The 21,965-nt window shown below is 60.7% G+C and carries 17 protein-coding genes and 1 other RNA gene; 7 read left to right on the top strand and 11 right to left on the bottom strand.

Features of this window, described 5'->3' with window-relative positions:
* The first annotated feature begins 6 nt into the window (after window positions 1–6).
* The 5 genes from ccoS (at window position 7) to ACVWYU_RS20875 (ending at window position 3,927) form a co-directional block, all read left to right on the top strand.
* Window positions 7–225: a cbb3-type cytochrome oxidase assembly protein CcoS gene (gene ccoS / locus ACVWYU_RS20895; protein ID WP_090323916.1), complete on the top strand. Its 219-nt coding sequence runs from the start codon at window positions 7–9 to the stop codon at window positions 223–225.
* Entirely contained in the window at window positions 218–901 is a 684-nt protein-coding gene (locus ACVWYU_RS20890) for a sulfite exporter TauE/SafE family protein (RefSeq protein WP_457373568.1), read from the top strand. The genes ccoS and ACVWYU_RS20890 overlap by 8 nt, the downstream gene beginning before the upstream one ends.
* 188 nt (window positions 902–1,089) lie before the next feature.
* The gene (hemN, locus tag ACVWYU_RS20885; RefSeq protein ID WP_390960006.1) at window positions 1,090–2,472 is read left to right on the top strand and encodes an oxygen-independent coproporphyrinogen III oxidase; all 1,383 of its coding nucleotides are present in this window, start codon (window positions 1,090–1,092) and stop codon (window positions 2,470–2,472) included.
* Between the two features lie 93 nt (window positions 2,473–2,565).
* Window positions 2,566–3,300, top strand: coding sequence for a fumarate/nitrate reduction transcriptional regulator Fnr (gene fnr / locus ACVWYU_RS20880; protein WP_247256088.1), 735 nt, complete (start codon window positions 2,566–2,568; stop codon window positions 3,298–3,300).
* Between the two features lie 78 nt (window positions 3,301–3,378).
* The gene (locus ACVWYU_RS20875) at window positions 3,379–3,927 is read left to right on the top strand and encodes an adenine phosphoribosyltransferase (protein ID WP_457373567.1); all 549 of its coding nucleotides are present in this window, start codon (window positions 3,379–3,381) and stop codon (window positions 3,925–3,927) included.
* 133 nt (window positions 3,928–4,060) lie between these two features.
* Here the strand turns inward: ACVWYU_RS20875 and ACVWYU_RS20870 are convergent, their stop codons facing one another.
* The 5 genes from ACVWYU_RS20870 to dnaX all read right to left on the bottom strand — a co-directional run bounded on the left by ACVWYU_RS20870 (window position 4,061) and on the right by dnaX (window position 9,737).
* Window positions 4,061–5,209, bottom strand: coding sequence for an acyl-CoA dehydrogenase family protein (locus ACVWYU_RS20870; RefSeq protein ID WP_247256089.1), 1,149 nt, complete (start codon window positions 5,207–5,209; stop codon window positions 4,061–4,063).
* Window positions 5,210–5,379: 170 nt separating this feature from the next.
* Complete coding sequence (recR, locus tag ACVWYU_RS20865; RefSeq protein ID WP_057715679.1) at window positions 5,380–5,982, bottom strand: recombination mediator RecR; 603 nt, start codon at window positions 5,980–5,982, stop codon at window positions 5,380–5,382.
* A 71-nt stretch (window positions 5,983–6,053) separates the two neighbouring features.
* A complete protein-coding gene (locus ACVWYU_RS20860; protein WP_457373566.1) occupies window positions 6,054–7,088 on the bottom strand; it encodes an NADP-dependent oxidoreductase in 1,035 nt (344 codons plus the stop codon).
* Between the two features lie 176 nt (window positions 7,089–7,264).
* A complete protein-coding gene (locus tag ACVWYU_RS20855) occupies window positions 7,265–7,603 on the bottom strand; it encodes a YbaB/EbfC family nucleoid-associated protein (RefSeq protein ID WP_008028561.1) in 339 nt (112 codons plus the stop codon).
* Window positions 7,604–7,670: 67 nt separating this feature from the next.
* Window positions 7,671–9,737 carry a DNA polymerase III subunit gamma/tau gene (gene dnaX / locus ACVWYU_RS20850; RefSeq protein ID WP_390956831.1) on the bottom strand — a complete coding sequence of 689 codons (2,067 nt, stop codon included), beginning with the start codon at window positions 9,735–9,737 and terminating at the stop codon, window positions 7,671–7,673.
* 137 nt (window positions 9,738–9,874) lie between these two features.
* On the opposite strand from dnaX, the gene ACVWYU_RS20845 reads away from it, so the two are divergent.
* Window positions 9,875–10,627 (top strand): substrate-binding periplasmic protein, encoded by a 753-nt coding sequence (locus tag ACVWYU_RS20845; protein ID WP_090323926.1) that lies wholly within the window; start codon window positions 9,875–9,877, stop codon window positions 10,625–10,627.
* A 34-nt stretch (window positions 10,628–10,661) separates the two neighbouring features.
* On the opposite strand, the gene ACVWYU_RS20840 is transcribed toward ACVWYU_RS20845, so the two are convergent.
* Window positions 10,662–12,362 carry a putative bifunctional diguanylate cyclase/phosphodiesterase gene (locus tag ACVWYU_RS20840; RefSeq protein ID WP_390956832.1) on the bottom strand — a complete coding sequence of 567 codons (1,701 nt, stop codon included), beginning with the start codon at window positions 12,360–12,362 and terminating at the stop codon, window positions 10,662–10,664.
* A 289-nt stretch (window positions 12,363–12,651) separates the two neighbouring features.
* On the opposite strand from ACVWYU_RS20840, the gene ACVWYU_RS20835 reads away from it, so the two are divergent.
* Entirely contained in the window at window positions 12,652–12,966 is a 315-nt protein-coding gene (locus tag ACVWYU_RS20835; RefSeq protein ID WP_090323930.1) for a helix-turn-helix domain-containing protein, read from the top strand.
* Window positions 12,967–13,151: 185 nt separating this feature from the next.
* On the opposite strand, the gene ffs is transcribed toward ACVWYU_RS20835, so the two are convergent.
* The 5 genes from ffs to smc all read right to left on the bottom strand — a co-directional run bounded on the left by ffs (window position 13,152) and on the right by smc (window position 21,964).
* An RNA gene (gene ffs, locus ACVWYU_RS20830) (signal recognition particle sRNA small type) lies at window positions 13,152–13,248 on the bottom strand.
* 229 nt (window positions 13,249–13,477) lie between these two features.
* On the bottom strand, window positions 13,478–14,644 hold the full coding sequence (locus ACVWYU_RS20825) for a zinc-binding metallopeptidase family protein (protein WP_457373565.1): 1,167 nt from the start codon (window positions 14,642–14,644) through the stop codon (window positions 13,478–13,480).
* A 155-nt stretch (window positions 14,645–14,799) separates the two neighbouring features.
* The gene (gene ligA, locus ACVWYU_RS20820) at window positions 14,800–17,157 is read right to left on the bottom strand and encodes an NAD-dependent DNA ligase LigA (protein ID WP_457373564.1); all 2,358 of its coding nucleotides are present in this window, start codon (window positions 17,155–17,157) and stop codon (window positions 14,800–14,802) included.
* 217 nt (window positions 17,158–17,374) lie between these two features.
* Window positions 17,375–18,229, bottom strand: a complete 855-nt coding sequence (gene zipA / locus ACVWYU_RS20815) for a cell division protein ZipA (RefSeq protein ID WP_090323935.1) — start codon at window positions 18,227–18,229, stop codon at window positions 17,375–17,377.
* 246 nt (window positions 18,230–18,475) lie between these two features.
* Window positions 18,476–21,964 carry a chromosome segregation protein SMC gene (gene smc, locus ACVWYU_RS20810; protein ID WP_457373563.1) on the bottom strand — a complete coding sequence of 1,163 codons (3,489 nt, stop codon included), beginning with the start codon at window positions 21,962–21,964 and terminating at the stop codon, window positions 18,476–18,478.
* Between the last annotated feature and the right edge of the window lies 1 nt (window position 21,965).

Raw genomic sequence — 21,965 nt, 5'->3', positions numbered from 1 at the left:
GTCCAGATGCCAGCTCTTTACGTGATGATCCCGGCTGCCCTGCTGATCGTGGCCATCGCTGTCTACATCTTCTTCTGGGCGGTCGACAGCGGGCAGTACGACGACCTCGACGGCCCGGCCCACAGCATCCTGTTCGACGACCAGGATCCGAACCACACCGCCGCAGTCGACGAAGCCGGCAGTCATGCCGCCAACCCCGACGACAAGGCGCCGCCCCATGCTTGAATTGGCGCCACTGCTGGTGTCGGCGGTGATTCTGGGTCTGCTCGGTGGCGGTCATTGCCTGGGCATGTGCGGCGGCCTGATGGGCGCATTGACCCTGGCGATCCCCAAGGAACAGCGCAGCCGACGTTTTCGCCTGCTGCTGGCTTATAACCTTGGGCGAATTCTCAGCTATGCCACCGCCGGCCTGCTGATCGGTCTGGCGGGCTGGGCGGTAGCCAACAGTCCGGCGGCGATGTTCATGCGCGTGCTCGCCGGTTTGCTGTTGATCGCGATGGGCCTGTACCTCGCGGGCTGGTGGAGCGGCCTGACCCGCATCGAAAGCCTCGGGCGCGGCCTGTGGCGGCATATCCAGCCGGTTGCCAACAAACTTTTGCCCGTGTCGAGCGTGCCCCGTGCGCTGCTGTTGGGCGCGCTCTGGGGCTGGTTGCCGTGCGGCCTGGTTTACAGCACCTTGTTGTGGTCGGCCAGTCAGGGGAACGCGCTCGACAGTGCAGTGCTGATGCTGGCGTTCGGGCTGGGCACCTGGCCGGTGCTGCTCGCCACCGGGCTGGCGGCCGAGCGAGTGACGGCGCTGTTGCGCAAGCGCAGTGTGCGCATGGCGGGAGGATTGCTGGTGATCCTGTTTGGTATCTGGACCTTGCCGGGACCGCATCAGCATTGGCTCATGGGGCATTAGATCGGCGGTGTACCCTTCGCGAGCAGGCTCGCTCCCACAGGGAATGCATTGCAAATGTGGGAGCCTGCTCGCGATGAGGCCCGCACCGACAACACGAACCCTGACCCTTGACGCAAATCAAGATGCCTCAACGACGCAGACCCTAGACTCGCCGACACTGCCAGCCTATCCGGGGGAACGCCCGCATGATGCTCGACGCCATTCGTTGGGATACCGATCTGATCCGCCGTTATGACTTGGCGGGACCGCGCTACACCTCCTATCCGACCGCCGTACAATTCAATAGCCAGGTTGGCACGTTCGACCTGTTTCACGCCCTGCGCGACAGCCGCAAGGCCCAGCGCCCGCTGTCGCTGTATGTGCACGTGCCGTTCTGCGCCAACATCTGCTACTACTGCGCCTGCAACAAAGTCATCACCAAGGATCGTGGCCGCGCCCTGCCCTACTTGCAGCGCCTGGAGCAGGAAATCCAGTTGATCGCCTGCCACCTCGACCCCGCGCAAACAGTCGAGCAACTGCACTTCGGTGGTGGCACGCCCACCTTTCTCAGCCACGATGAATTGCGCCAGCTGATGGCGCATTTGCGCAAACACTTCAACTTGCTGGACGACGATTCCGGCGACTACGGTATCGAGATCGACCCACGCGAGGCCGACTGGTCGACCATGGGCTTGCTGCGTGAGCTGGGATTCAACCGCGTCAGCATCGGCCTGCAAGACCTCGACCCGGCGGTGCAACGCGCCGTCAATCGGCTGCAGAGCCTCGAAGAAACCCGCGCGGTGATCGACGCCGCCCGCACCCTGCAGTTTCGTTCGATCAACATCGACCTGATTTACGGCCTGCCGAGACAGACCCCGGACAACTTCGCCCGCACAGTCGAAGAAGTCATCAACCTGCAACCGGATCGTCTTTCGGTATTCAACTACGCGCACCTGCCGGAACGCTTCTTGCCACAGCGTCGGATCAACAGCAACGAACTGCCGACACCGGCGCAGAAGCTGGAAATGCTGCAGCGCACCATCGAACAACTGACCGCTGCCGGTTATCGCTACATCGGCATGGACCACTTCGCCCTGCCCGACGATGAACTGGCGATTGCCCAGGAAGAATCGACCCTGCAACGCAACTTCCAGGGCTACACCACCCACGGGCATTGCGACTTGATCGGGCTGGGCGTGTCGGCCATCAGCCAGATCGGCGACCTGTACTGCCAGAACAGCAGCGACCTGAATCAGTACCAGAACGCTTTGGCCTCCTCACAGCTGGCCACCAGCCGCGGCCTGTTGTGCAACGCCGATGATCGGCTGCGGCGTGCGGTCATTCAGCAGCTGATCTGCACTTTCAACCTGGAGTTCGCCCAGATCGAGCAAGACTTCAATATCGATTTTCAGGGTTATTTCGGCGAACTTTGGCCTCAGTTGCACGACATGGCCAAGGATGGCCTGATCGAACTCGACAGTGAACGGATCACCGTACTGCCTGCCGGCCGCCTGCTGGTGCGTTCGGTGTGCATGGTCTTTGATGCGTATCTGGAACATCACAATCGCCAACGGTTTTCCCGTGTGATCTAAGCCCTTACGGCAAATCCGCCGTACGCTGGCCTCAATGTCCTTCGGTGGGTTACCCTTACGTCTTATGCGTGTTTTCCCACAAGGATTGAAGAAATGTCTGAGCCAGTAAAGTTGCGAGCTCATAATCAGGCCCATTGCAAGGATTGCAGCCTGGCCCCGCTGTGTTTGCCACTTTCACTGAACCTGGAAGACATGGATGCCCTGGACGAAATCGTCAAACGTGGCCGCCCGCTGAAAAAGGGCGAGTTTCTGTTTCGCCAGGGTGACACCTTTGACTCCGTTTACGCCGTACGCTCCGGTGCGCTGAAAACGTTCAATCTGAGCGATGCCGGCGAAGAACAGCTCACCGGTTTCCACTTGCCGAGTGAACTGGTGGGCTTGTCGGGCATGGACACCGAGAAACATCCGGTGTCGGCGCAAGCGCTGGAAACCACGTCGGTGTGCGAGATTCCTTTCGAACGCCTCGACGAACTGGCCCTGCAACTGCCGCAGCTGCGCCGCCAGCTGATGCGGGTGATGAGTCGCGAGATTCGTGACGATCAGCAGATGATGCTGTTGTTGTCGAAAAAGACGGCCGACGAACGCATCGCGACCTTCCTGGTCAACCTGTCGGCACGTTTCCGTGCCCGTGGTTTCTCGGCCAACCAGTTCCGCCTGAGCATGTCGCGCAATGAAATCGGCAACTACCTGGGCCTGGCGGTGGAAACCGTATCGCGGGTGTTCACGCGCTTCCAGCAGAACGAACTGATCGCCGCTGAAGGCAAGGAGATCCAGATTCTCGATCCGATCCAGCTCTGTGCGCTGGCTGGCGGCTCGATCGAAGGCTGATCTCGATCCGCGGTTGAGCGAACCCTTTCAGCCGCGGGTATACTGCGCCGTTTGCAGCCCTGCCAGGACACCTTGACGATGGCCTTCGACTCCTTCGACATCAAATCCCTCATTCGCCCCGTGATCGACTTCCCCAAGCCGGGGGTGATTTTTCGCGACATCACCCCGCTGTTCCAGTCGCCCAAGGCCCTGCGCCTGGTGATGGACAGCTTCGCCCACCGCTACGTCGAGGCTGATTTCACCCATATCGGCGCCATGGATGCCCGTGGTTTCCTGATCGGTTCGGTGCTGGCCTATCAGTTGAACAAGCCGCTGGTGCTGTTCCGCAAGCAAGGCAAACTGCCCGCCGATGTGCTGGCCGAAGGCTATGCGACCGAATACGGCGAAGCCTTCCTCGAAGTGCACGCGGACAGTCTTTGCGAAGGTGATTCGGTGGTGATGTTCGATGACCTGATCGCCACCGGCGGCACCCTGATTGCTGCGGCGAACCTGATTCGGCGCATGGGGGCACGGGTGCATGAAGCGGCGGCGATCATTGATTTGCCGGAGCTGGGCGGTTCGCAGCGCCTGGAAGACATGGGGATTCCGACGTTCTGCCTGACGCAGTTTGCGCTGACTGACAGGTAAGCGGCGCCTGCACTGACGCCATCGCTGGCAAGCCAGCTCCCACAGGGTTCTTTGTCATCCACAGGATTTGTGTACGGCGCAGATCTCTGTAGGAGGCTTGCCAGCGATGGCGTCAGTCGTTACACCGCAAGCCTCAGAGCCCCATCTGCTTGCTGATAATCTCGTTCATCACTTCCCGCGTACCGCCGCCGATCGAAAGTATCCGGTTATCCCGGTACAACCGCTCCACCAGGCTTTCGCGCATGTAACCCATGCCACCCAGAATCTGCACCGCGTCCGAGGTGATGCGATCCGCCGTGTCCGTCGCAAAATTCTTGGCCATGGAAATTTCCTTGATCACACTCTTCCCTGCGGCCATTTTCGCGGCCTGGCGGTAGGTGAATTCACGCGACACTTCCAGTGCCGTGGCCATTTCGGCGAGGCGGTGCTTGATCACCTGGAACTTGCCGATGGGCTTGCCAAAGGCCTCACGCTCCCGTGCCCATTTCAGGCTTTCCTCCAGCGCCAGCTGGGCCGTCATGTTGGCCATCAAGGCCAAGGCCAGGCGCTCGCTCTGGAAGTTGCCCATGATGCAAGCGAAGCCCATGTTCTCGCCGCCGATCAAATGGCCTACGGGCACCCGGCAATCATCGAAGAACAATTCAGCAGTGTCTGACGCCCACCACCCCATTTTCTTCAACTGACGCCCCACGCTGAAACCGGGCGTGCCCTTTTCGATCATTAACAGACTGATGCCGGCGAAACCCGGCTCACCGGTTCGCACCGCGACTGTGTAGAAATCCGCGCGCACGCCACTGGTGATGAAGGTTTTACTGCCGCTGACCCGGTAAACGTCGCCGTCACGCACGGCACGGGTTTGCAGGTTGGCAACATCGGAACCGCCACCGGGTTCGGTGACGGCCAGGGCGCAGATTTTCTCGCCGGACAACACCTGTGGCACAACCCGATCACGGACGTCAGGCCTGGCCCACTTGAGAATCGGTGGCAGGCCGATGTCCAGCGAGCCAAGCCCCGCCACCAGGCCACCCGAACCACAGCGCATCAACTCTTCGCTGGCGGCGACCTTGGCGAACAGATCGCCTTCGTGGCTACCTCCCAGGCTCTCGGGGTAACCGATGCCTAGGATGCCCGCCGCACCGGCCTTGAGGTAGAGCTCGCGGGGGAAGCTTTCAGCTTCTTCCCACTGGTCAATGTCCGGAAGAATCTCGCGCTCGACGAAACGTCTGACGCTGTCGCGGACCAATTGGTGGCTGGGGTCGAAGTATTCCTGAAAGGCAGACATCGGCGAACTCCACTGAAGGGTTCGCCGACGTTAACCGAGCGCTTGCTTGGTTTTCAACAGGATTGTGTGAATCAAGGGGACCGAGGCGACGCCCACATTGGATTCGCGGCGTACCCAAATCACTGTGGGAACGAGCCTGCTCGCGATGACGTCACCCCAAACGACACACATTACAAGCTGATTGGCTTACGCCCGGCAAACGAATGCGCCAGCGTCCCGCCATCCACCAGCTCCAGCTCGCCACCCAACGGCACGCCATGGGCGATGCGCGAGGCGATCAGGCCTTTGCTGCTGAGCAACTGGGCGATGTAATGGGCGGTCGCTTCGCCTTCCACCGTCGGGTTGGTGGCGAGAATGACTTCGGTAAACGTGCCCGCCTCCTCGATCCGCGCCATCAACTGCGGAATGCCGATGGCCTCAGGCCCCAACCCGTCGAGTGGCGACAGGTGGCCCTTGAGCACGAAGTAGCGACCGCGAAACCCGGTCTGCTCCACGGCATAGACATCCATCGGCCCTTCCACCACGCAGAGCAAGGTGTCGTCACGGCGGGTGTCCGCGCATTGCGGGCAGAGGTCATCTTCAGTCAGGGTGCGGCACAAACGGCAATGACCGACGCCTTCCATGGCCTGACTCAAGGCCAGTGCCAGGCGCGAGCCGCCGCTGCGATCACGTTCGAGCAACTGCAACGCCATGCGCTGGGCGGTTTTCTGACCGACACCTGGCAAAATTCGCAGGGCATCGATCAGTTGGCGAATCAAAGGGCTGAAGCTCATGGGGGAAAAATCCGACAAAACAACGAGACGCGGTTTATACCCGCGCCTCTGATTAGCGTCAAATTGCGGCGTCAGTCTTTGGCGACCCGAACCACCAGCTTGCCGAAGTTGCGTCCTTCCAGCAGACCGATAAATGCCTCGGGCGCTTGCTCCAGACCATCGACCACGTCTTCGCGGAACTTGATCTTGCCATCGCGCACCCACGGCACCATGGCGCTGACAAATTCCGGCTGACGGTCACCGTAATCGTCGAAGACGATGAAACCTTGAATTCGCACGCGCTTGGTCAGCAGTGTGCGCTGCAATTGCGGCAGGCGATCCGGACCGCTCGGCGCCTCGCTGGCGTTGTACGACGCAATCAGCCCACACAGCGGAATCCGCGCCTTGGGATTGAGCAGTGGCACGACCGCGTCGAACACCTTGCCGCCGACGTTTTCATAATAGATATCGATGCCGTTGGGGCAGGCCTGGGCCAGCTCCTCGGCGAAGGTCGGGCTCTTGTGATCGATACAGGCATCGAAGCCCAACTCTTCGACTACATAGCGGCACTTTTCGGCGCCACCGGCCACGCCCACCACGCGCAGGCCCTTGATCTTCGCCACCTGCCCGACCACCGAGCCGACCGCACCCGACGCGGCCGCGACCACCAGCGTCTCGCCGGACTTGGGCTGGCCGATGTCCATCAATCCCATGTATGCGGTCATGCCCGGCATGCCGAGGACGCCCAGGGCCATCGACGGGCTCGGCAGACCCGCCGGCAGAGGCATGATGCTACGACCGTCGTTGATGCTGTGGCTCTGCCAACCCGTGGCGCCGACCACCAGATCGCCCTCCTGAAACTTCGGATTGAGCGAGCGCTCGACGCGGCTGACAGCTCCGCCAGTCATCACGCCACCGATTTCCACCGGCGCGGCGTAGGACGGCGCGTCACTCATGCGCCCGCGCATGTAAGGGTCCAGCGACAGATAAAGGGTCTTGAGCAGCACCTGTCCGTCAGCCAGCTCGGGCAGCGCGACCCGCTCCAGGCGGAAATTCTCCGGCGTTGGCGCGCCGACAGGGCGCGAGGCCAGGACGATACGTTGGTTGAGGGTCATGGGGTCAGACATGGCAGCGTCTCCTTGATCGTTGAATTCAGTGGTTAGGGAGAAGACCTTTGTGGCGGTGGCGCGTTCGATGATTGTTCAGTTTTACCGGGTCGACGCCATCCCGGGAAGCCGGAAACAAAAATGCCAGGCTCGATGCCTGGCATTTCTTGTCGCTCATCTGACGCCCGAAGACGAAATCAGAACGGCAGTTTCATGCCCGGTGGCAGTTGCATGCCAGCGGTCATACCGGACATTTTGTCCTGGCTGTTGGCTTCGATTTTGCGCACAGCGTCGTTGACGGCTGCGGCGAACACCGCTTCCAGCATTTCCTTGTCATCTTCGCTCAGGCCTTCGACCAGGCTTGGGTCGATGGTCACGCGCTTGACATCGTGACGACCGGTCATCACCACGGTGACCATATCGCCACCAGCCTTACCGGTGACTTCGGCATTGGCCAGCTCTTCCTGCATCTTGGCCATTTTTTCCTGCATCTGCTGTGCCTGCTTCATCAGGCCGGCCATGCCACCTTTCATCATGGGAATCACCTCAAAAGTACTTGGATAAAAACAGCGCCCGGCCTTGCTGACCGAACGCCCTCAGTTATTAGCCCTGACTGACCAGAGCTTCGACAGGTTCAATAGTATCGTTACGGATCACCGCACCGAACTGCTGCATCATTTGCTGGATGAACGGATCGCCATGGATCGACTCCTCGGCCTCGCGCTGACGATCGGCACGCCGGCGCGACGCGGCCTGGGCCGGGGTTTCCTGCTCGGGCTTGATCAGTTCCATGGTCAGGGTCAACGTACGCCCGTGGTACTGATTCAACGCATCGTTGAGGCGGCGTTGCTGGGTAGCGTTGAACAGGGCGCTGTGGGCCGGGTCCAGGTGCAACAGCCAATGGTCGCCATCAACGGCGATCAGCGTGCAGTTGGCGGCGATGCTGCCGGTCATGCCGGAGATCGGCAGGTTCGGGAACAGTTCCAGCCATTGCAGGGCCAGTCCCGTGGCCGGCGCGGCGGCAGGCTCGGGCTCAGGTTCGGCAGCAGGCTCGGCGGCATGCTCACTGGCCAGTTCGTCGAGGTAACTGTAGGCGGAATCCATGTCCGGCTCGATGTAATCCTCATCCAGCGGCGGCTCGTCGTCCAGATCCATGCCGGGTGTGGCGGCATCGACCTCGGCCACCGAAGGCTCCGGAATCGGTGCGGCGACCCACTCCGGCGCATCCGGCACCACGCTGTCGGGCGTCGGCAACGGCATCGGCGGCAATTCCGGTTGCTCGCTGGCGGTTTCCAGTACCGGCTCGACGGCAGGCTGCTGAACGTCTGCCGGCTCGACCGGATCATTCCACGGCAGGTCGACCACTTCTTCGACCACGACCGCCTCAACCACCGGCTCGGGCTCGGGCACCGCGACCGGCTCAGGCGGCGCTACCGGAGTGACGACAGGCGCGGGCGCCAGAGGTGCAACTGCCGCAGCGACTACCGGCGCAACAACGGGCGCGGCAGCCACGGATTTGGCGGAATCAACTGTGGCCTGGCTGATCCCCACTGGCTTTAGCGTTTGCCTCGGGGCATCCGCGGTGTCGGCGGGCCGGAAGGCGAGCATTCGCAGCAGCACCATTTCGAAGCCGCCTCGGGGGTCCGGCGCCAGGGGCAGGTCGCGACGGCCGATCAGTCCCATCTGGTAATAGAACTGCACGTCTTCGGCCGGCAACGCCTGGGCCAGTGCCAGCACTCTGTCCCGGTCGCCATGGCCGTTGTCGACGCCTTCAGGCAAGGCCTGGGCGATGGCGACACGGTGCAGCACATTGAGAATTTCCGAGAGCACGCCATTCCAGTCCGGGCCTTGTTCGGCCAGGTGACGAACGGCCTCGAGCAAGGCCTTGGCATCACCCTCAATCAGGGCATGCAGGACGTCGTAGACCTGCCCATGATCGAGGGTCCCGAGCATCGCCCGCACATCGGCGGCCATGACCTTGCCTTCACCGAAGGCAATCGCCTGATCGGTCAGGCTCATGGCGTCACGCATCGACCCATCGGCGGCGCGGCCCAGCAGCCACAGTGCATCGTCTTCGAACGGCACGTTCTCGACGCTCAGCACATGGGTCAAATGCTCGACAACACGCTCCGGGGTCATGTTCTTCAGGGAGAACTGCAGGCACCGCGAGAGAATCGTTGCAGGAAGTTTCTGCGGGTCAGTGGTCGCCAGGATGAACTTGACGTAGGGTGGCGGCTCTTCGAGGGTTTTCAACAGCGCATTGAAGGAATGGCTGGAGAGCATGTGCACTTCGTCGATCAGGTAGACCTTGAAGCGTCCACGGCTCGGCGCGTACTGCACGTTATCGAGCAGTTCGCGGGTGTCCTCGACCTTGGTGCGGCTCGCGGCGTCGATCTCGATCAGGTCGACGAAACGGCCCTCATCGATTTCGCGACACACCGAGCATTCGCCGCAAGGCGTTGAAGTGATACCTGTTTCACAGTTCAGACATTTGGCAATGATTCGCGCGATGGTGGTCTTGCCGACCCCGCGCGTACCGGTGAACAGGTAGGCGTGGTGCAGCCGCTGGCTGTCCAAGGCATTGATCAGAGCCTTGAGCACATGGGTCTGGCCGACCATTTCGCGGAACGAGCGCGGACGCCATTTACGTGCAAGAACCTGATAACTCATCGAAAACCGTCGCAACGAAGGAAGCTGAAGCGGCTAATGCTAGCGGAGCAAGGCCAAAATTGCATCCGGTGCGCTCGTCTAATCTGGCTAAGCTGCACTTTGGGGGCTTTTTGTTTCAAAGATTCATCGGAGCATTTATGCGGCTGGCCTTGGGGGCACTGCTGTTGATCAGCCTGAACGGAGCGGCCGCCGATGCGCCGTTGCGTTTTGTGGTGCCCGACAGTTGGGCGATGCCGATGCTGCAACTGGACCGTGGGCGGCCGACCCAGGGCATTCTGTACGACGTCATGCTCAGCCTCGCGACCCAGGTCGGCGTCCCGGCGGAGTTTCATGTATTGCCCCGGACCCGGGTTCAGAGCGCCATGGAACAGGGCGAAGTCGATATCCGCTGCTATGCCGCGCAGTCCTGGATGCCAAACCAGTCCGGCGACTATATCTGGAGCATCCCGCTCTGGACCCAGCCCGACATCCTGGTCAGTCGCCCTCCTGGCCCCGCTTCGGTGACGCCGGCGAATTTATCGCACCAGTCCATCGGCACCGTGCTCGGCTATAGCTACCCGACCCTGCAACCGCTGTTCGATAACAACCAGTTGCACCGCGACGACGCGCGCAACCAGGAACAGGTGCTGGAAAAGCTCCAGGCGGGCCGCAACCGGTATGCCGTCAGCAATCAATGGTCGCTGGAATGGTTCAATCAGCGCCTGATGCCGGAGCAACAACTGCAGAGTGTCGCGGTGCTGCAGGTCCAGCATGTGGGCTGCTACGTGCGCAACGCCCCCGAGGTGCCGGTGCAAAGGATTCTGCGCACCTTGCTGCGCATGAAAATGTCCGGCGAGATCGACGACATCATTCGCCTCTACATCGGCGGTAGATCCGAACTCGCCCCATAACCTGTGGCAGCGGGCACCTTCGTTCTCACAGAATTCAGCGACTGACTTCCAGAGCCCGCCATTGTGCTGGCACGACAAAACCGGCGACCCAGTCCGGTATGTCTGCAGGCGGCATCGGCCGGGCAATGTAATAGCCCTGCGCCACTTCACAGCCCAGTTGCAGCAACAACTCACCGTGCTCGGCGCTTTCGAGCCCTTCGGCGATCACCTGCCGACCAAACGCCCGCGCCAGGCCTATCACCGCGGTGGTCAGGGCCAGGTCGTCGCGGTCATGCAGGATGTCGCGCACAAAAGACTTGTCGATCTTGATGGTTTGGGTGCGCAGGCGCTTGAGGTAGCTCAGGGATGAATAACCGGTACCGAAATCGCCCAGTGAGAACTGCACCCCCAGCGCCTGGCAGGCGCGCAAACAATCGCTGACGTGTTGAATGTTCTCGATGGCGACCGACTCGACGATTTCCAGGTCCAGCCTTTGCGGTGCGACCTGCGCATGTCTCGCCAGCAGGCTGGCGAGCCGTTCGACAAAATCCACCCGCTGGAAATGCCGCGCGGCAATGTTGATGCTCACCGGCCAGTCATGCCCGGCCTGTTGCCAACGATCCAGTTGCGACAGCACCTGATCCATCACCCATTCACCGATATCGATGATCAGGTCCGTCTCTTCAACCAGCGCCAGAAACTCCTTCGCCGCCACCAGGCCGTCCTGCGGATGCTCCCAGCGCAGCAGTGCTTCGAAACCGACGACCTCGCCACGGCGCATGTTGACCTTGGGCTGGAAATGCAGACGCAATTCGTTGGCGGCCAGTGCCTGGCGCACCCGCTCGACGGTCTGGTGCTTGGCCCTGCCCTCCCGGTCCCGTGATACGTCGAACAAATGAAAGCGCTTGCGCCCGCTCTGCTTGGCCACATACATGGCTTGATCCGCGTGGCGCAACAGGGTTTCGGCATCTGCGTTGTCGTGGGGGAACAGAGTGACGCCGATGCTGGCATACACGTTGACGTCCTTGCCATGCAGCGAGTACGGCGCCGAGATGATCCCCAGCACCCGGTTCAACGCCGCACGCAGGTCCGGCAAGTCGCGCACATAACGCAGTATCAGCACGAATTCGTCACCTGCCAGCCGCGCCACCACATCCTCGCCACGCACGATGCCGCGCAGGCGCCGGGCCACTTCCACCAGCAACAGATCGCCACTGGCATGCCCGTAGCTATCGTTGACGGCCTTGAAGCCATCGAGATCGAGCATGCACACCGCCAGCGGAATACTCTCCTGGCGCGAGAACTCCAGCGCCTGGTCCAGCATGTCCGAGAGATACGCGCGATTGGGCAATCCGGTCAGCACATCGTGCCCGACCCGCCATTGCAGCGAATGCAGCAATTTATGCTTTTCACTGATGTCGAAACGAATGGAGACATAACGCTCGACCCGCCCGGTGGCGCTATCGAGCAAAGGCACCATGGTGCTTTCGACCCAATACAGGCTGCCGTCCTTGGCGCGATTGCAGATTTCGCCCTTCCACACGTTACCCAGGGCGATGGTGCGCCACATGCCGGCAAAAAACTCCGTGGAGTGCATGCCCGAATTGAGCATGCGGTGGTTCTGCCCGAGCAGTTCCTCACGGCTGTAGCCGGAGACTGCGCAGAACTGATCGTTGACGTGGGTAATCCGGCCGGAGAGATCGGTCTCGGAAAAAATAGCAGCGGCATCGACCGCCCTGCGGTACTTCTCATCCATGAGTCAGACTCGCTGTTGCTGGCGATGGAACCCGCTTAAGGGAGCAACGTCAACAATGGTAAATTCGGCAGGTTTTCAGAGCCGGTTTAACGCGTACGCAACCGTGCGAGCGCGTGCCATGCTGGCTTTTTCACATTATTCAAACTTCTGAAAACCGGTCACTGAAAGCCCTAACTGACCGGCAATTCTACGAAACACATCACATTTTGCAAAGCAAGGTGATGGATCATGCAGTTGCCTAATGCAAAAATCTATCGTTAAGTTCTTGATTCTAAATGGGAATTAAGTAATGCAAATTTCAAGTTTGGGTCCAGCCATTCGGCGCTACCGCAAGGTCGCGGGGCTTACTCAGGCTGAACTTGGCGAAAGAACCGGTTTTGACCCCAAAACCATCAGCCGCTTCGAAACCGGCACCTATACCCCCAGCGTGGATGTCCTGTTCCAGTTAGCCGACGTGCTGGGCGTGAAGCTGAAAGCCTTTTTCGCAGATTTGGGCGATGAAGACGAACAGCGGGCGTATTTGTTCGAAGTCATTCATAAAGCCACCCCAAAGGACCTGGGAAAGCTGATTGCAGCGGTTGACCAGGCCTTGTCCAAGCCTTAGTGGCAGAAAAATAAAAAAGGAGGCCGACTTGTCTGGTACGACAGGTCGGCCTCCTTTTTATTTATGCCTGATCTGTCAATCACGAACGATGACAAGCCGCGATGGACAAAATCCATGGCAGCGCAATAAAGAGGGTATTCGAATAGATAACGCGAGAGAGGGCTCGCGGTGCGTTATGGAGGCAACCCCACCAGCCACACCCCGGCACACAATGTCACCGCTGCGGCTGCTCCCTTCCAGGCCTGACCGGGTTCACGGCTGATCGTTGCGGGGGGACCGATGGGGTCACCATAACGACGCTCACCTGACGGCGAGCCGCGCCATTGTACCTATCTGCGGCGAAGTTACAACCGTTGGTTTCGGATAAAAAATATCAGTCCGGTCAAGGACATGCGCCAACGATAAAAATCAGCCCGTGCAAGAGCGAGCTTGCTTGCGATAGACGTTGGCGGTGACGTGTGTTGCCTGAAGGTAAGCGTCGCGTTCACGTTCTACGCGAGCGAGCTCGCTCCTACAGGTCCTGCAGCACCTCGTCTGCCCTGCCGCCCTCGCGCTGGATGACCAGGTGAATGAAATGAAGTTTGGTGATCACCGCCGGCGGCAATACAAAAGGGTAAAAATCCGGCTGCCCCATGCTGCGCGACAGTTCATTGAGCATGCCGGCCAGCTCGATCCAGGCATTGACGAAGGACAGGAACGCCTCGGCACCGGGATGCTGCGGATCATAAAGGGTGCTTGAAGGGAACGGCTGGTAGTCGAAATCCATTTCCCGGGCACTCATGCCAAACCCCAGCGCGGTATCCACCGCGTCCATCATATGCAGGTAGTGAGCCCAGGTTTCCGCCCAGTCTTCCCAGGGATGCATGGTGGCGTAGGCGCTGACGTAAAACTGCTGCCAGTCGAGCGGTGCACCCTGCTGATAATGCTGCTCCAGGGCCTCGGCATAGCTGGCGCGCTCGTCACCGAACAGGCCGCGAAAGGCTTCGAGCCAATCGCTGCCGGCGATCAACCGGTCCCAGTAGTAATGCCCGACTTCGTGACGAAAATGCCCGAGCAGGGTGCGATAGGGCTCGTGCATTTGCACGCGTACCCGTTCGCGATGGGCGTCGTCGGCCTCATTGATATCCAGCGTGATCAAGCCGTTGGCATGGCCCGTGGTCGGTGGCTTGCCCTCGAGGTTCACGCCGATAAAGTCAAAGGCCAGGCCGGTGTCCTCGTCGACGGTTTTCGGGATGACCTGCAATCCGAGGCTGACCAACTGCGCGATCAGGCGCCGCTTGGCAGTTTCGACTTTGCACCAGCGTTCATGGTTTTCGGCCAATGACAGATCAGGGATGGTGCGATTCAGGCTACAGGCCATGCACAAGGCATCGTGATCATTGGCGGGCAGCAGCCAGTTACAGGCCGCCGGGGAGTCGAGATTGGCACACCGACGGAACACGCCGGCGGCAGGGGCGGCATCCAGCGACCAGGTGTCAGTTATCGCGCCCGGTTGCAATGAAGAGACACGACTGAGCCGAGGGTGATAACCCAACGCCGCCGAACAGGCCAGGCACTGGCTGTTGCGAAAGAACAATGACTGCCCGCAACGACACGGCCAGACCTTGCTATTGCGTGAGCTTTCGCCGATGACAGGCGCAGCGATGCGCGAGCTGAGCTGGTCGAAGTAGCGGTACATGACGATCTCTCCCTGGGGCTTGCCAAGACTAGATCATGATTGGCCGTCGATCGTTCCCGTGACTTTCAAAGGGGCTGATACCGATTTCGCTGGCAAGCCCGCGCCTGCAATGAACTGCGTCGTCCTTGCAGGAGCCGGCTTGCCAGCGAATGGCGTCAGACCGAAATACCGTGCCCGCTCAGGAATCCGACAAACGCTTCTTCATCCAGCACCTTCAGCCCCAGCTCATTGGCCTTGGTCAATTTCGACCCGGCGCCCGGCCCGGCGACCACGCAATGGGTCTTGGCCGACACCGAGCCCGCCACTTTGGCGCCAAGGCTTTCCAGCTTGTCCTTGGCCACATCGCGGCTCATCAGCTCCAGCGAGCCGGTCAGCACCCAGGTCTGACCGGCCAGCGGCAAGCCTTCGACGACCTTCTTCTCGCTGTGCCAATGCATGCCGAAGTCGGCCAGTTGTTTTTCGGCAGACTCGGCCAATTGGCGATGTTCCTCGATCGCGAAAAATTCGCGGACCGAGCTGGCCTGCTTCTCCGGCAACGCCTGACGCATATCCAGCCAGTCGGCACTCATGACCGCTTGCAGCGAACCAAACTTGTCGGCGAGCTTTTGTGCACCGCCCGGCCCGACCGAAGGAATGTTCAGCTTGTCGAGAAAGCCGCCCAATGTCGTGCTGGCGGCAAATTCGGCGCCCAGTTCGCCCTGATCCTGTATTTGCAAACCGTGCTTGAGCAAATTGGCGATCACCTGCCGGTTATGCTCGTCTTCGAAGAAGCTGTGAATCTCGTGGGCGACTTCCAGCCCGACATCCGGCAAGTACGTCAGCACTTGCGGCAGAGCCTGTTGTACCCGCTCCAGCGAACCCAGGGAGCGCGCCAGCACCTTGGCTGTCTCCTCGCCGACATCGGGAATCCCCAGGGCATAGATGAACCGTGCCAGACCCGGCTTCTTGCTGTCTTCGATGGCGCCAAGCAGGTTCCTGCTCGACAGCTCGGCAAAGCCTTCCAGATCCACGATCTGCTCGAACGTCAGGGCGTACAGATCGGCCGGCGAACTCACCAGACCTTCGTCCACCAGTTGCTCGACACTCTTCTCGCCCAGGCCTTCGATGTCCATCGCGCGACGGGAAACGAAGTGAATGATCGCCTGCTTCAGTTGCGCGCCACAGGCCAGTCGACCGACACAGCGATACACCGCACCTTCGCTGACGGTCTCGCGGCCTTTGCTGCGCTTGATCAGTTGCGTGCGCTCGACATGGGAGCCGCACACCGGGCATTGCTGGGGAATATGAACCGGCCGCGCATCGTCCGGACGACGCTCAAGCACGACTTGAACCACTTGCGGAATCACGTCGCCAGCACGGCGGATGATCACGGTGTCGCCGATCATCAGCCCCAGGCGCGCAACTTCGTCCATGTTGTGCAACGTCGCGTTGGCCACGGTGACACCCGCCACCTTGACTGGCCTCAGGCGGGCCACGGGCGTGACGGCGCCGGTGCGTCCGACCTGGAATTCGACGTCGAGCAGCTCGGTCAACTCTTCCATGGCCGGAAATTTATGGGCGATGGCCCAACGCGGTTCGCGAGCGCGGAAACCCAGTTCGCGCTGGGAGGCAATGCTGTTGACCTTGAACACCACGCCGTCGATTTCGTAAGGCAGTGCATTGCGCCGCTCACCGATGTCACGGTAGTAATCCAGACATGCGTCGATGCCGTTCGCCAGCTTGAGCTCATGACTGATCGGCATGCCCCAGGCCTTGAGCTGCTGCAGGTTACCGATGTGCGTATCGGCGATATCGGCGGACACCTGGCCGATGCCGTAGCAGCAGAATTCCAGCGGGCGATTGGCGGTGATCTTCGAATCCAGCTGACGCAGGCTACCCGCCGCCGCATTACGCGGGTTGGCGAAGGTCTTGCCACCCACTTCCAGTTGCGTGGCGTTGAGCCGCTCGAAACCAGCCTTGGACATGAACACTTCGCCGCGCACTTCCAGCGTGGCCGGCCAGCCGGTGCCGTGCAGCTTGAGGGGAATGTTGCGCACGGTGCGCACATTGACGCTGATGTCTTCGCCGGTGGTGCCGTCGCCGCGCGTTGCGCCACGCACCAGTACGCCGTTCTGATACAGCAAACTGACCGCCAGACCATCAAGCTTCGGCTCGCAACTGTACTCGACCGCCGCGCCGCCACCGAACAGATCACCGGCCGGCAGATCCAGCCCTTCGGTCACCCGGCGGTCGAATTCACGCATGTCGGTTTCTTCGAAGGCGTTGCCGAGGCTGAGCATCGGCACTTCGTGGCGCACCTGAGTGAACGCCGACAGCGCCGCGCTGCCCACTCGCTGAGTTGGCGAGTCACTGGTGATCAGTTCCGGGTTGGCGGCTTCGAGCGCCTTGAGCTCGTTGAACAACCGATCGTATTCGGCGTCCGGAATGCTCGGCTCGTCCAGCACGTGATAGCGATAGTTGTGCTGATCCAGCTCGGCGCGCAGCTCTAGAATGCGGTTTTTGGCGGCAGTCATGGGTGTTCTCTCATAAAGCAAAAGAGCAGCCGAGGCTGCTCAATATTCTTAATCACACTCGCTCAAGGCAATGGAGATGGCGAGGGAGCTTGCTCCCGCTGGGCCGCGAAGCGGCCCCAAGGCCATCCGCCTCATTGTGCCAGGTACGACGAGTTTGCAGGATTTACGACGGCTACGCCGCCGAGCGGGAGCAAGCTCCCTCGCCACAACAGCGATCCTAGCGTTTCTGGGTCAGGGCGCGACGTTCGAACTCGACGATACGCTGACGGTAGTGCTCGATGGTCTGGGCCGTCAGCACGCTGCGCTGGTCATCCTTGAGCTCGCCGTTCAGCTCCTGGGACAATTTGCGTGCCGCCGCCACCATCACGTCGAAGGCTTGCTTCGGATGGCGCGGACCTGGCAGACCCAGGAAGAAGCTCACCGCCGGCGTGCTGAAGTGATCGATGTCGTCCAGATCAAAGACACCCGGCTTCACCGCGTTGGCCATGGAGAACAGGACTTCACCGTTGCCCGCCATGCTTTCGTGACGGTGGAAGATGTCCATTTCGCCAAACCGCAGGCCGCTTTCCAGAATGTTCTGCAACAGGGCCGGGCCCTTGAAGCCGGCTGCGTCACGGCAGATCACACTGATGACCAGCACTTCTTCGGCTTGTGGATGATCCTTGTCGCTGACCGCAGGGGCTGCCTTGGCATCTTCGACGAAATCGTCGTCGCGACTGCTGAAGCTCGGGCCGCCATCCAGGTCCAGGCTGAGGTTCATGTCACCTTGCGAAGGTTCGCCATGACCACGCTTGCCGCGCTTGGAACCCGATTCACGCGGTTCGCGGGCCGGCATGCTCACCGACGGCAGATCCTGCTCGTCCAGTTGCGGTTCCTTGTGGGTGTCCAGCACCCGAGGCGGGCCCAAGAGCTCGGCGCTGGTGTCCTCGTCCGGCAGGTTGGACAGGCTTCGGTCAAGACGGAATTTCAGTTTTCCCTTGCCGCCGCGCATACGGCGCCAGCCATCGAAAAGAATACCGGCAATGACAATAATGCCGATGACGATCAGCCACTCGCGCAGACCGATTTCCATGTAATCCCGTGCCTCTATAAAAAATGCTGAAAAATAAGGGGTTTACAACCTGTAAACCGCTTTAAAACGTGGCGCCAACTCTATGTTCTGACAGGCGTTTTGCCCACGTATACGAAAAATTGACATTAAACTAGCACGACCAAAGGTAACTTTACACCGCTTGTCACGCTGGCTTCAGCGATTATGTCGATTGGCCAGCAAGTCCAGGCCAGTAAAACGTCTTGTCTACCCTGATACACGCCGTCATCAGGCGTCCACCATCGCCATCGCCTCCTCGACATCCACCGCTACCAGTCGCGAACAACCAGGCTCATGCATCGTCACCCCCATCAATTGCTCGGCCATTTCCATGGCGATCTTGTTGTGGGTGATATAGATGAACTGCACGGTCTGCGACATTTCTTTGACCAATCGTGCGTAGCGTCCAACGTTAGCGTCATCCAGTGGTGCGTCAACTTCGTCGAGCATGCAGAACGGCGCCGGATTCAACTTGAAGATCGCAAAAACCAGGGCCAATGCGGTCAGGGCTTTTTCGCCACCTGAGAGCAAATGGATGGTGCTGTTCTTCTTTCCTGGCGGCTGCGCCATGATCGTCACCCCTGTATCGAGTAGATCTTCGCCCGTCAGTTCCAAATACGCGCGGCCTCCACCGAAAACTTTTGGGAAAAGTGCCTGTAAACCGCCATTGATCTGATCAAAGGTATCCTTGAAGCGGTTACGGGTCTCCTTGTCGATCTTGCGAATCACGTTCTCCAGGGTGTCGAGCGCTTCGACCAGATCGTCGTTCTGCGCATCCAGGTAACGTTTACGCTCGGATTGTTGCTGGTATTCGTCGATGGCCGCGAGGTTGATGGCACCCAGGCGCTGAATCCGCGCCGCGATGCGTTCCAGTTCTTCCTCGGCGTCTTTCTCGTTGGCTTCAGGTGTCAGCGTGGCGAGTACGCCGTGCAGGTCGTAACCGTCTTCCAGCAACTGGTCCTGCAATGCCTTGCGCCGCACGGTCAGGGCTTGCCATTCCATGCGCTGGGTTTCCAGCTGGCTGCGAATCAGCTGGGATTGTTGCTCGGCCTGGGTACGGCGCTTCTCGGCCTCGCGCAGCTCGCGGTCGGCATCCTCGAGAGCGATCTGCGCGGTCTTGAGTTCTTCGTCGACGGTCATGCGCTTGTCGAGCAGCTCTTCAAGCTTCAGGCGCAGCTCCTCCAGTGGCGCCTCGCCCTCCTCCAGATTGAGGCTCAATTGCTCGCGCTTTTCGGTCAGGCGCTCGGACTGCATCTCCAGACGCTCCAGTGCCTGGCGCGTCGAATCGTGCTGCGCCTTGAGCGATCCGAGGCGTACCGCCAATTGATGAGCGTGATCCTTGTGCTGCCGCGCTTCCTGCCGCACCCGGTCAAGACGCTCACGCAAGCTGTCGCGCTGGGCCAGCAGCAACTCACGCTGCTCAGTGTCCAGCGCCATGGCGTCGAGGGCTTCCTGCAACTGGATGCGCGCTTCACCGATGTTTTCGTGCTCCTGGGCCCGTTGCTCGCCCAACTCCTCGATTTCTTCATCAAGACGCGTGCGGCGCAAGGTCAACTGCTCGGCCTTGGCTTTTCCGGCCGACAACTGGGCTTTCAATTCGCCTTGTTGACGAGCCTCGTCCTGCAGCAAACGACGCAAGTGTTCGCGTCCGTTTTCCTGCTGACGCTGCTGCGCCCGCAGGTTTTGCAATTCGGTTTCCAGGGTTTCAACCGCGGCTTCGCGCTCTTCGCGCTCAAGGCCCAGCTTCTGGATTTCCTGCCCTCGGGCCAGCATGCCGCTTTCCGCTTCGCTGGCGCGGCGCACCCGCAAAAAGTGCCGACCGACCCAGTACCCGTCGCGGCTGATCAGACTCTGGCCGACCGCCAACTGACCACGCAAGGCCAATGCCTGTTCGAGGCTGTCCACCGGTTTGACCTGCCCCAGCCACGGCGACAGATCGATCTGCGCCTCGACCTTGTCGAGCAAACTGCCGGGCACGCGCACGCCATCGGTCGCGGGACTGAGCAAACGCAGATCACCCTGGGCAAATCCGGACAGATCGAAATCGTTGAAATCATCCACCAGCACGGCTTGCAGGTCGGCACCGAGCACGGTTTCCACCGCCAGCTCCCAACCCGCTTCGACCTTCAGCCCTTCGGCCAGACGCGGGCGATCGGCCAGGTTCTGCTCACGCAACCATTCGGCGGTGCCGGTGCCCGGATCGAGGGCGGCTTGCTGCAAGGCTTCCAGGGAGGCCAGTCGACCGTTGAGGCGCTGCAAATCGCCCTGGGCCTGCTGCTGCGCCGTCAGCGCTTGCTGCAATTGCTGACGCAACTGCTCTAGCTTCTCGACCTGAGCTTCTTCGCTGGTCTGCAAATCCTCAAGGGTCGCCTCGGATTCAGCGAGTTGCTCGCTGAGTTCCATGATCGCCGCGTCTTCCGGGTCCGCCGACAACAAGGCGCGCTCTTCGCCAAGACGCTTTTGGCGATCAGCCAGACGCTCAAGGCTGGTTTCCAGTTGCTGGATTCGCGACTGCTGGACTTCGGCCTGACGTCGCGGTTCGGCGGCAGTCAGGTTGAAGGTGTCCCACTGCTCCTGCCAGCCGCGCATGGTGGTTTCGGACTCTTCCAGCGCGGCGGCGGCTTCTTCGGCGGCAGCGCTGGTGACTTCCTGCTCGGGGGTGAGCATGTCCAGCTCTTCGCCGAGGGTCAGCAGCAAGGTGCGGTCGTGGCCCAGGTGAGACTCGGTTTCCAGACGCGCGCGCTCGGCTTCCTTCAAATCATCCTGCAACTGGCGCAAGCGCTGTTGACCATGCTGGATGCTCTGCTCGACCCGGGCGATGTCGCCACCGACCGAATAGAAGCGCCCCTGCACCAGATTGAAGCGCTCGGAAAGATCATGGTGCCCGTCGCGCAGACGCTCGATGCTGGCATCGGCGTTACGCTGCTCGGCCACCAGCGCCTCGAAACTGATCTCCTGGGTGCCGATGACCGCTTCGCGCTGGCCGACCTGAGCGTTCAGATCCTGCCAACGCAGGGCCGACAGCTGGGCCTTGAGCTGCCGCTCTTCGCCTTTGAGCTCCTGATACTTCTTGGCGGCCTCGGCCTGACGGTGCAAGCGTTCGAGCTGGCGTTCGAGCTCTTCGCGCAGGTCGGTCAGGCGCTCCAGGTTTTCGTGGGTGCGGCGGATGCGGTTTTCAGTCTCGCGCCGGCGCTCCTTGTACTTGGAGATGCCCGCCGCTTCCTCAATGAAGTTACGCAGGTCTTCGGGCTTGGATTCGATCAGCTTGGAGATCATCCCCTGCTCGATGATCGAGTAGCTGCGCGGGCCGAGGCCGGTGCCGAGGAAAATATCGGTGATGTCACGGCGCCGGCATTTGGTGCCGTTGAGGTAATAGGTGGTCTGGCTGTCGCGGGTGACTTTGCGCCGAATGGAAATTTCCGCGTAAGCAGCGTATTCACCGAGCAGCGTGCCGTCGGAGTTATCGAACACCAGTTCGATGCTCGCCTGGCTCACCGGCTTGCGGCTGGTGGAGCCGTTGAAGATGACGTCGGTCATCGACTCGCCGCGCAGGTTCTTGGCCGAGCTCTCGCCCATGACCCAACGCACGGCGTCGATGATGTTCGACTTGCCGCAACCATTGGGCCCGACCACCGCCGCCATGTTACTGGGGAAGTTCACCGTGGTCGGATCGACGAAGGATTTGAACCCCGCCAGCTTGATGCACTTGAGCCGCACG

The sequence above is a fragment of the Pseudomonas sp. TE12234 genome (assembly GCF_054061835.1).
Note: the sequence above shows the minus strand (reverse complement) of the source record. Positions and strands in the feature narration are given on the sequence as shown.

Bases quoted from the DNA above. Each gene is read 5' to 3' on its own strand.
- ccoS (WP_090323916.1), top strand. From the start codon at position 7: ATGCCAGCTCTTTACGTGATGATCCCGGCTGCCCTGCTGATCGTGGCC.
- ACVWYU_RS20890 (WP_457373568.1), top strand. From the start codon at position 218: ATGCTTGAATTGGCGCCACTGCTGGTGTCGGCGGTGATTCTGGGTCTG.
- hemN (WP_390960006.1), top strand. From the start codon at position 1,090: ATGCTCGACGCCATTCGTTGGGATACCGATCTGATCCGCCGTTATGAC.
- fnr (WP_247256088.1), top strand. From the start codon at position 2,566: ATGTCTGAGCCAGTAAAGTTGCGAGCTCATAATCAGGCCCATTGCAAG.
- ACVWYU_RS20875 (WP_457373567.1), top strand. From the start codon at position 3,379: ATGGCCTTCGACTCCTTCGACATCAAATCCCTCATTCGCCCCGTGATC.
- ACVWYU_RS20870 (WP_247256089.1), bottom strand. From the start codon at position 5,209: ATGTCTGCCTTTCAGGAATACTTCGACCCCAGCCACCAATTGGTCCGC.
- recR (WP_057715679.1), bottom strand. From the start codon at position 5,982: ATGAGCTTCAGCCCTTTGATTCGCCAACTGATCGATGCCCTGCGAATT.
- ACVWYU_RS20860 (WP_457373566.1), bottom strand. From the start codon at position 7,088: ATGTCTGACCCCATGACCCTCAACCAACGTATCGTCCTGGCCTCGCGC.
- ACVWYU_RS20855 (WP_008028561.1), bottom strand. From the start codon at position 7,603: ATGATGAAAGGTGGCATGGCCGGCCTGATGAAGCAGGCACAGCAGATG.
- dnaX (WP_390956831.1), bottom strand. From the start codon at position 9,737: ATGAGTTATCAGGTTCTTGCACGTAAATGGCGTCCGCGCTCGTTCCGC.
- ACVWYU_RS20845 (WP_090323926.1), top strand. From the start codon at position 9,875: ATGCGGCTGGCCTTGGGGGCACTGCTGTTGATCAGCCTGAACGGAGCG.
- ACVWYU_RS20840 (WP_390956832.1), bottom strand. From the start codon at position 12,362: ATGGATGAGAAGTACCGCAGGGCGGTCGATGCCGCTGCTATTTTTTCC.
- ACVWYU_RS20835 (WP_090323930.1), top strand. From the start codon at position 12,652: ATGCAAATTTCAAGTTTGGGTCCAGCCATTCGGCGCTACCGCAAGGTC.
- ACVWYU_RS20825 (WP_457373565.1), bottom strand. From the start codon at position 14,644: ATGTACCGCTACTTCGACCAGCTCAGCTCGCGCATCGCTGCGCCTGTC.
- ligA (WP_457373564.1), bottom strand. From the start codon at position 17,157: ATGACTGCCGCCAAAAACCGCATTCTAGAGCTGCGCGCCGAGCTGGAT.
- zipA (WP_090323935.1), bottom strand. From the start codon at position 18,229: ATGGAAATCGGTCTGCGCGAGTGGCTGATCGTCATCGGCATTATTGTC.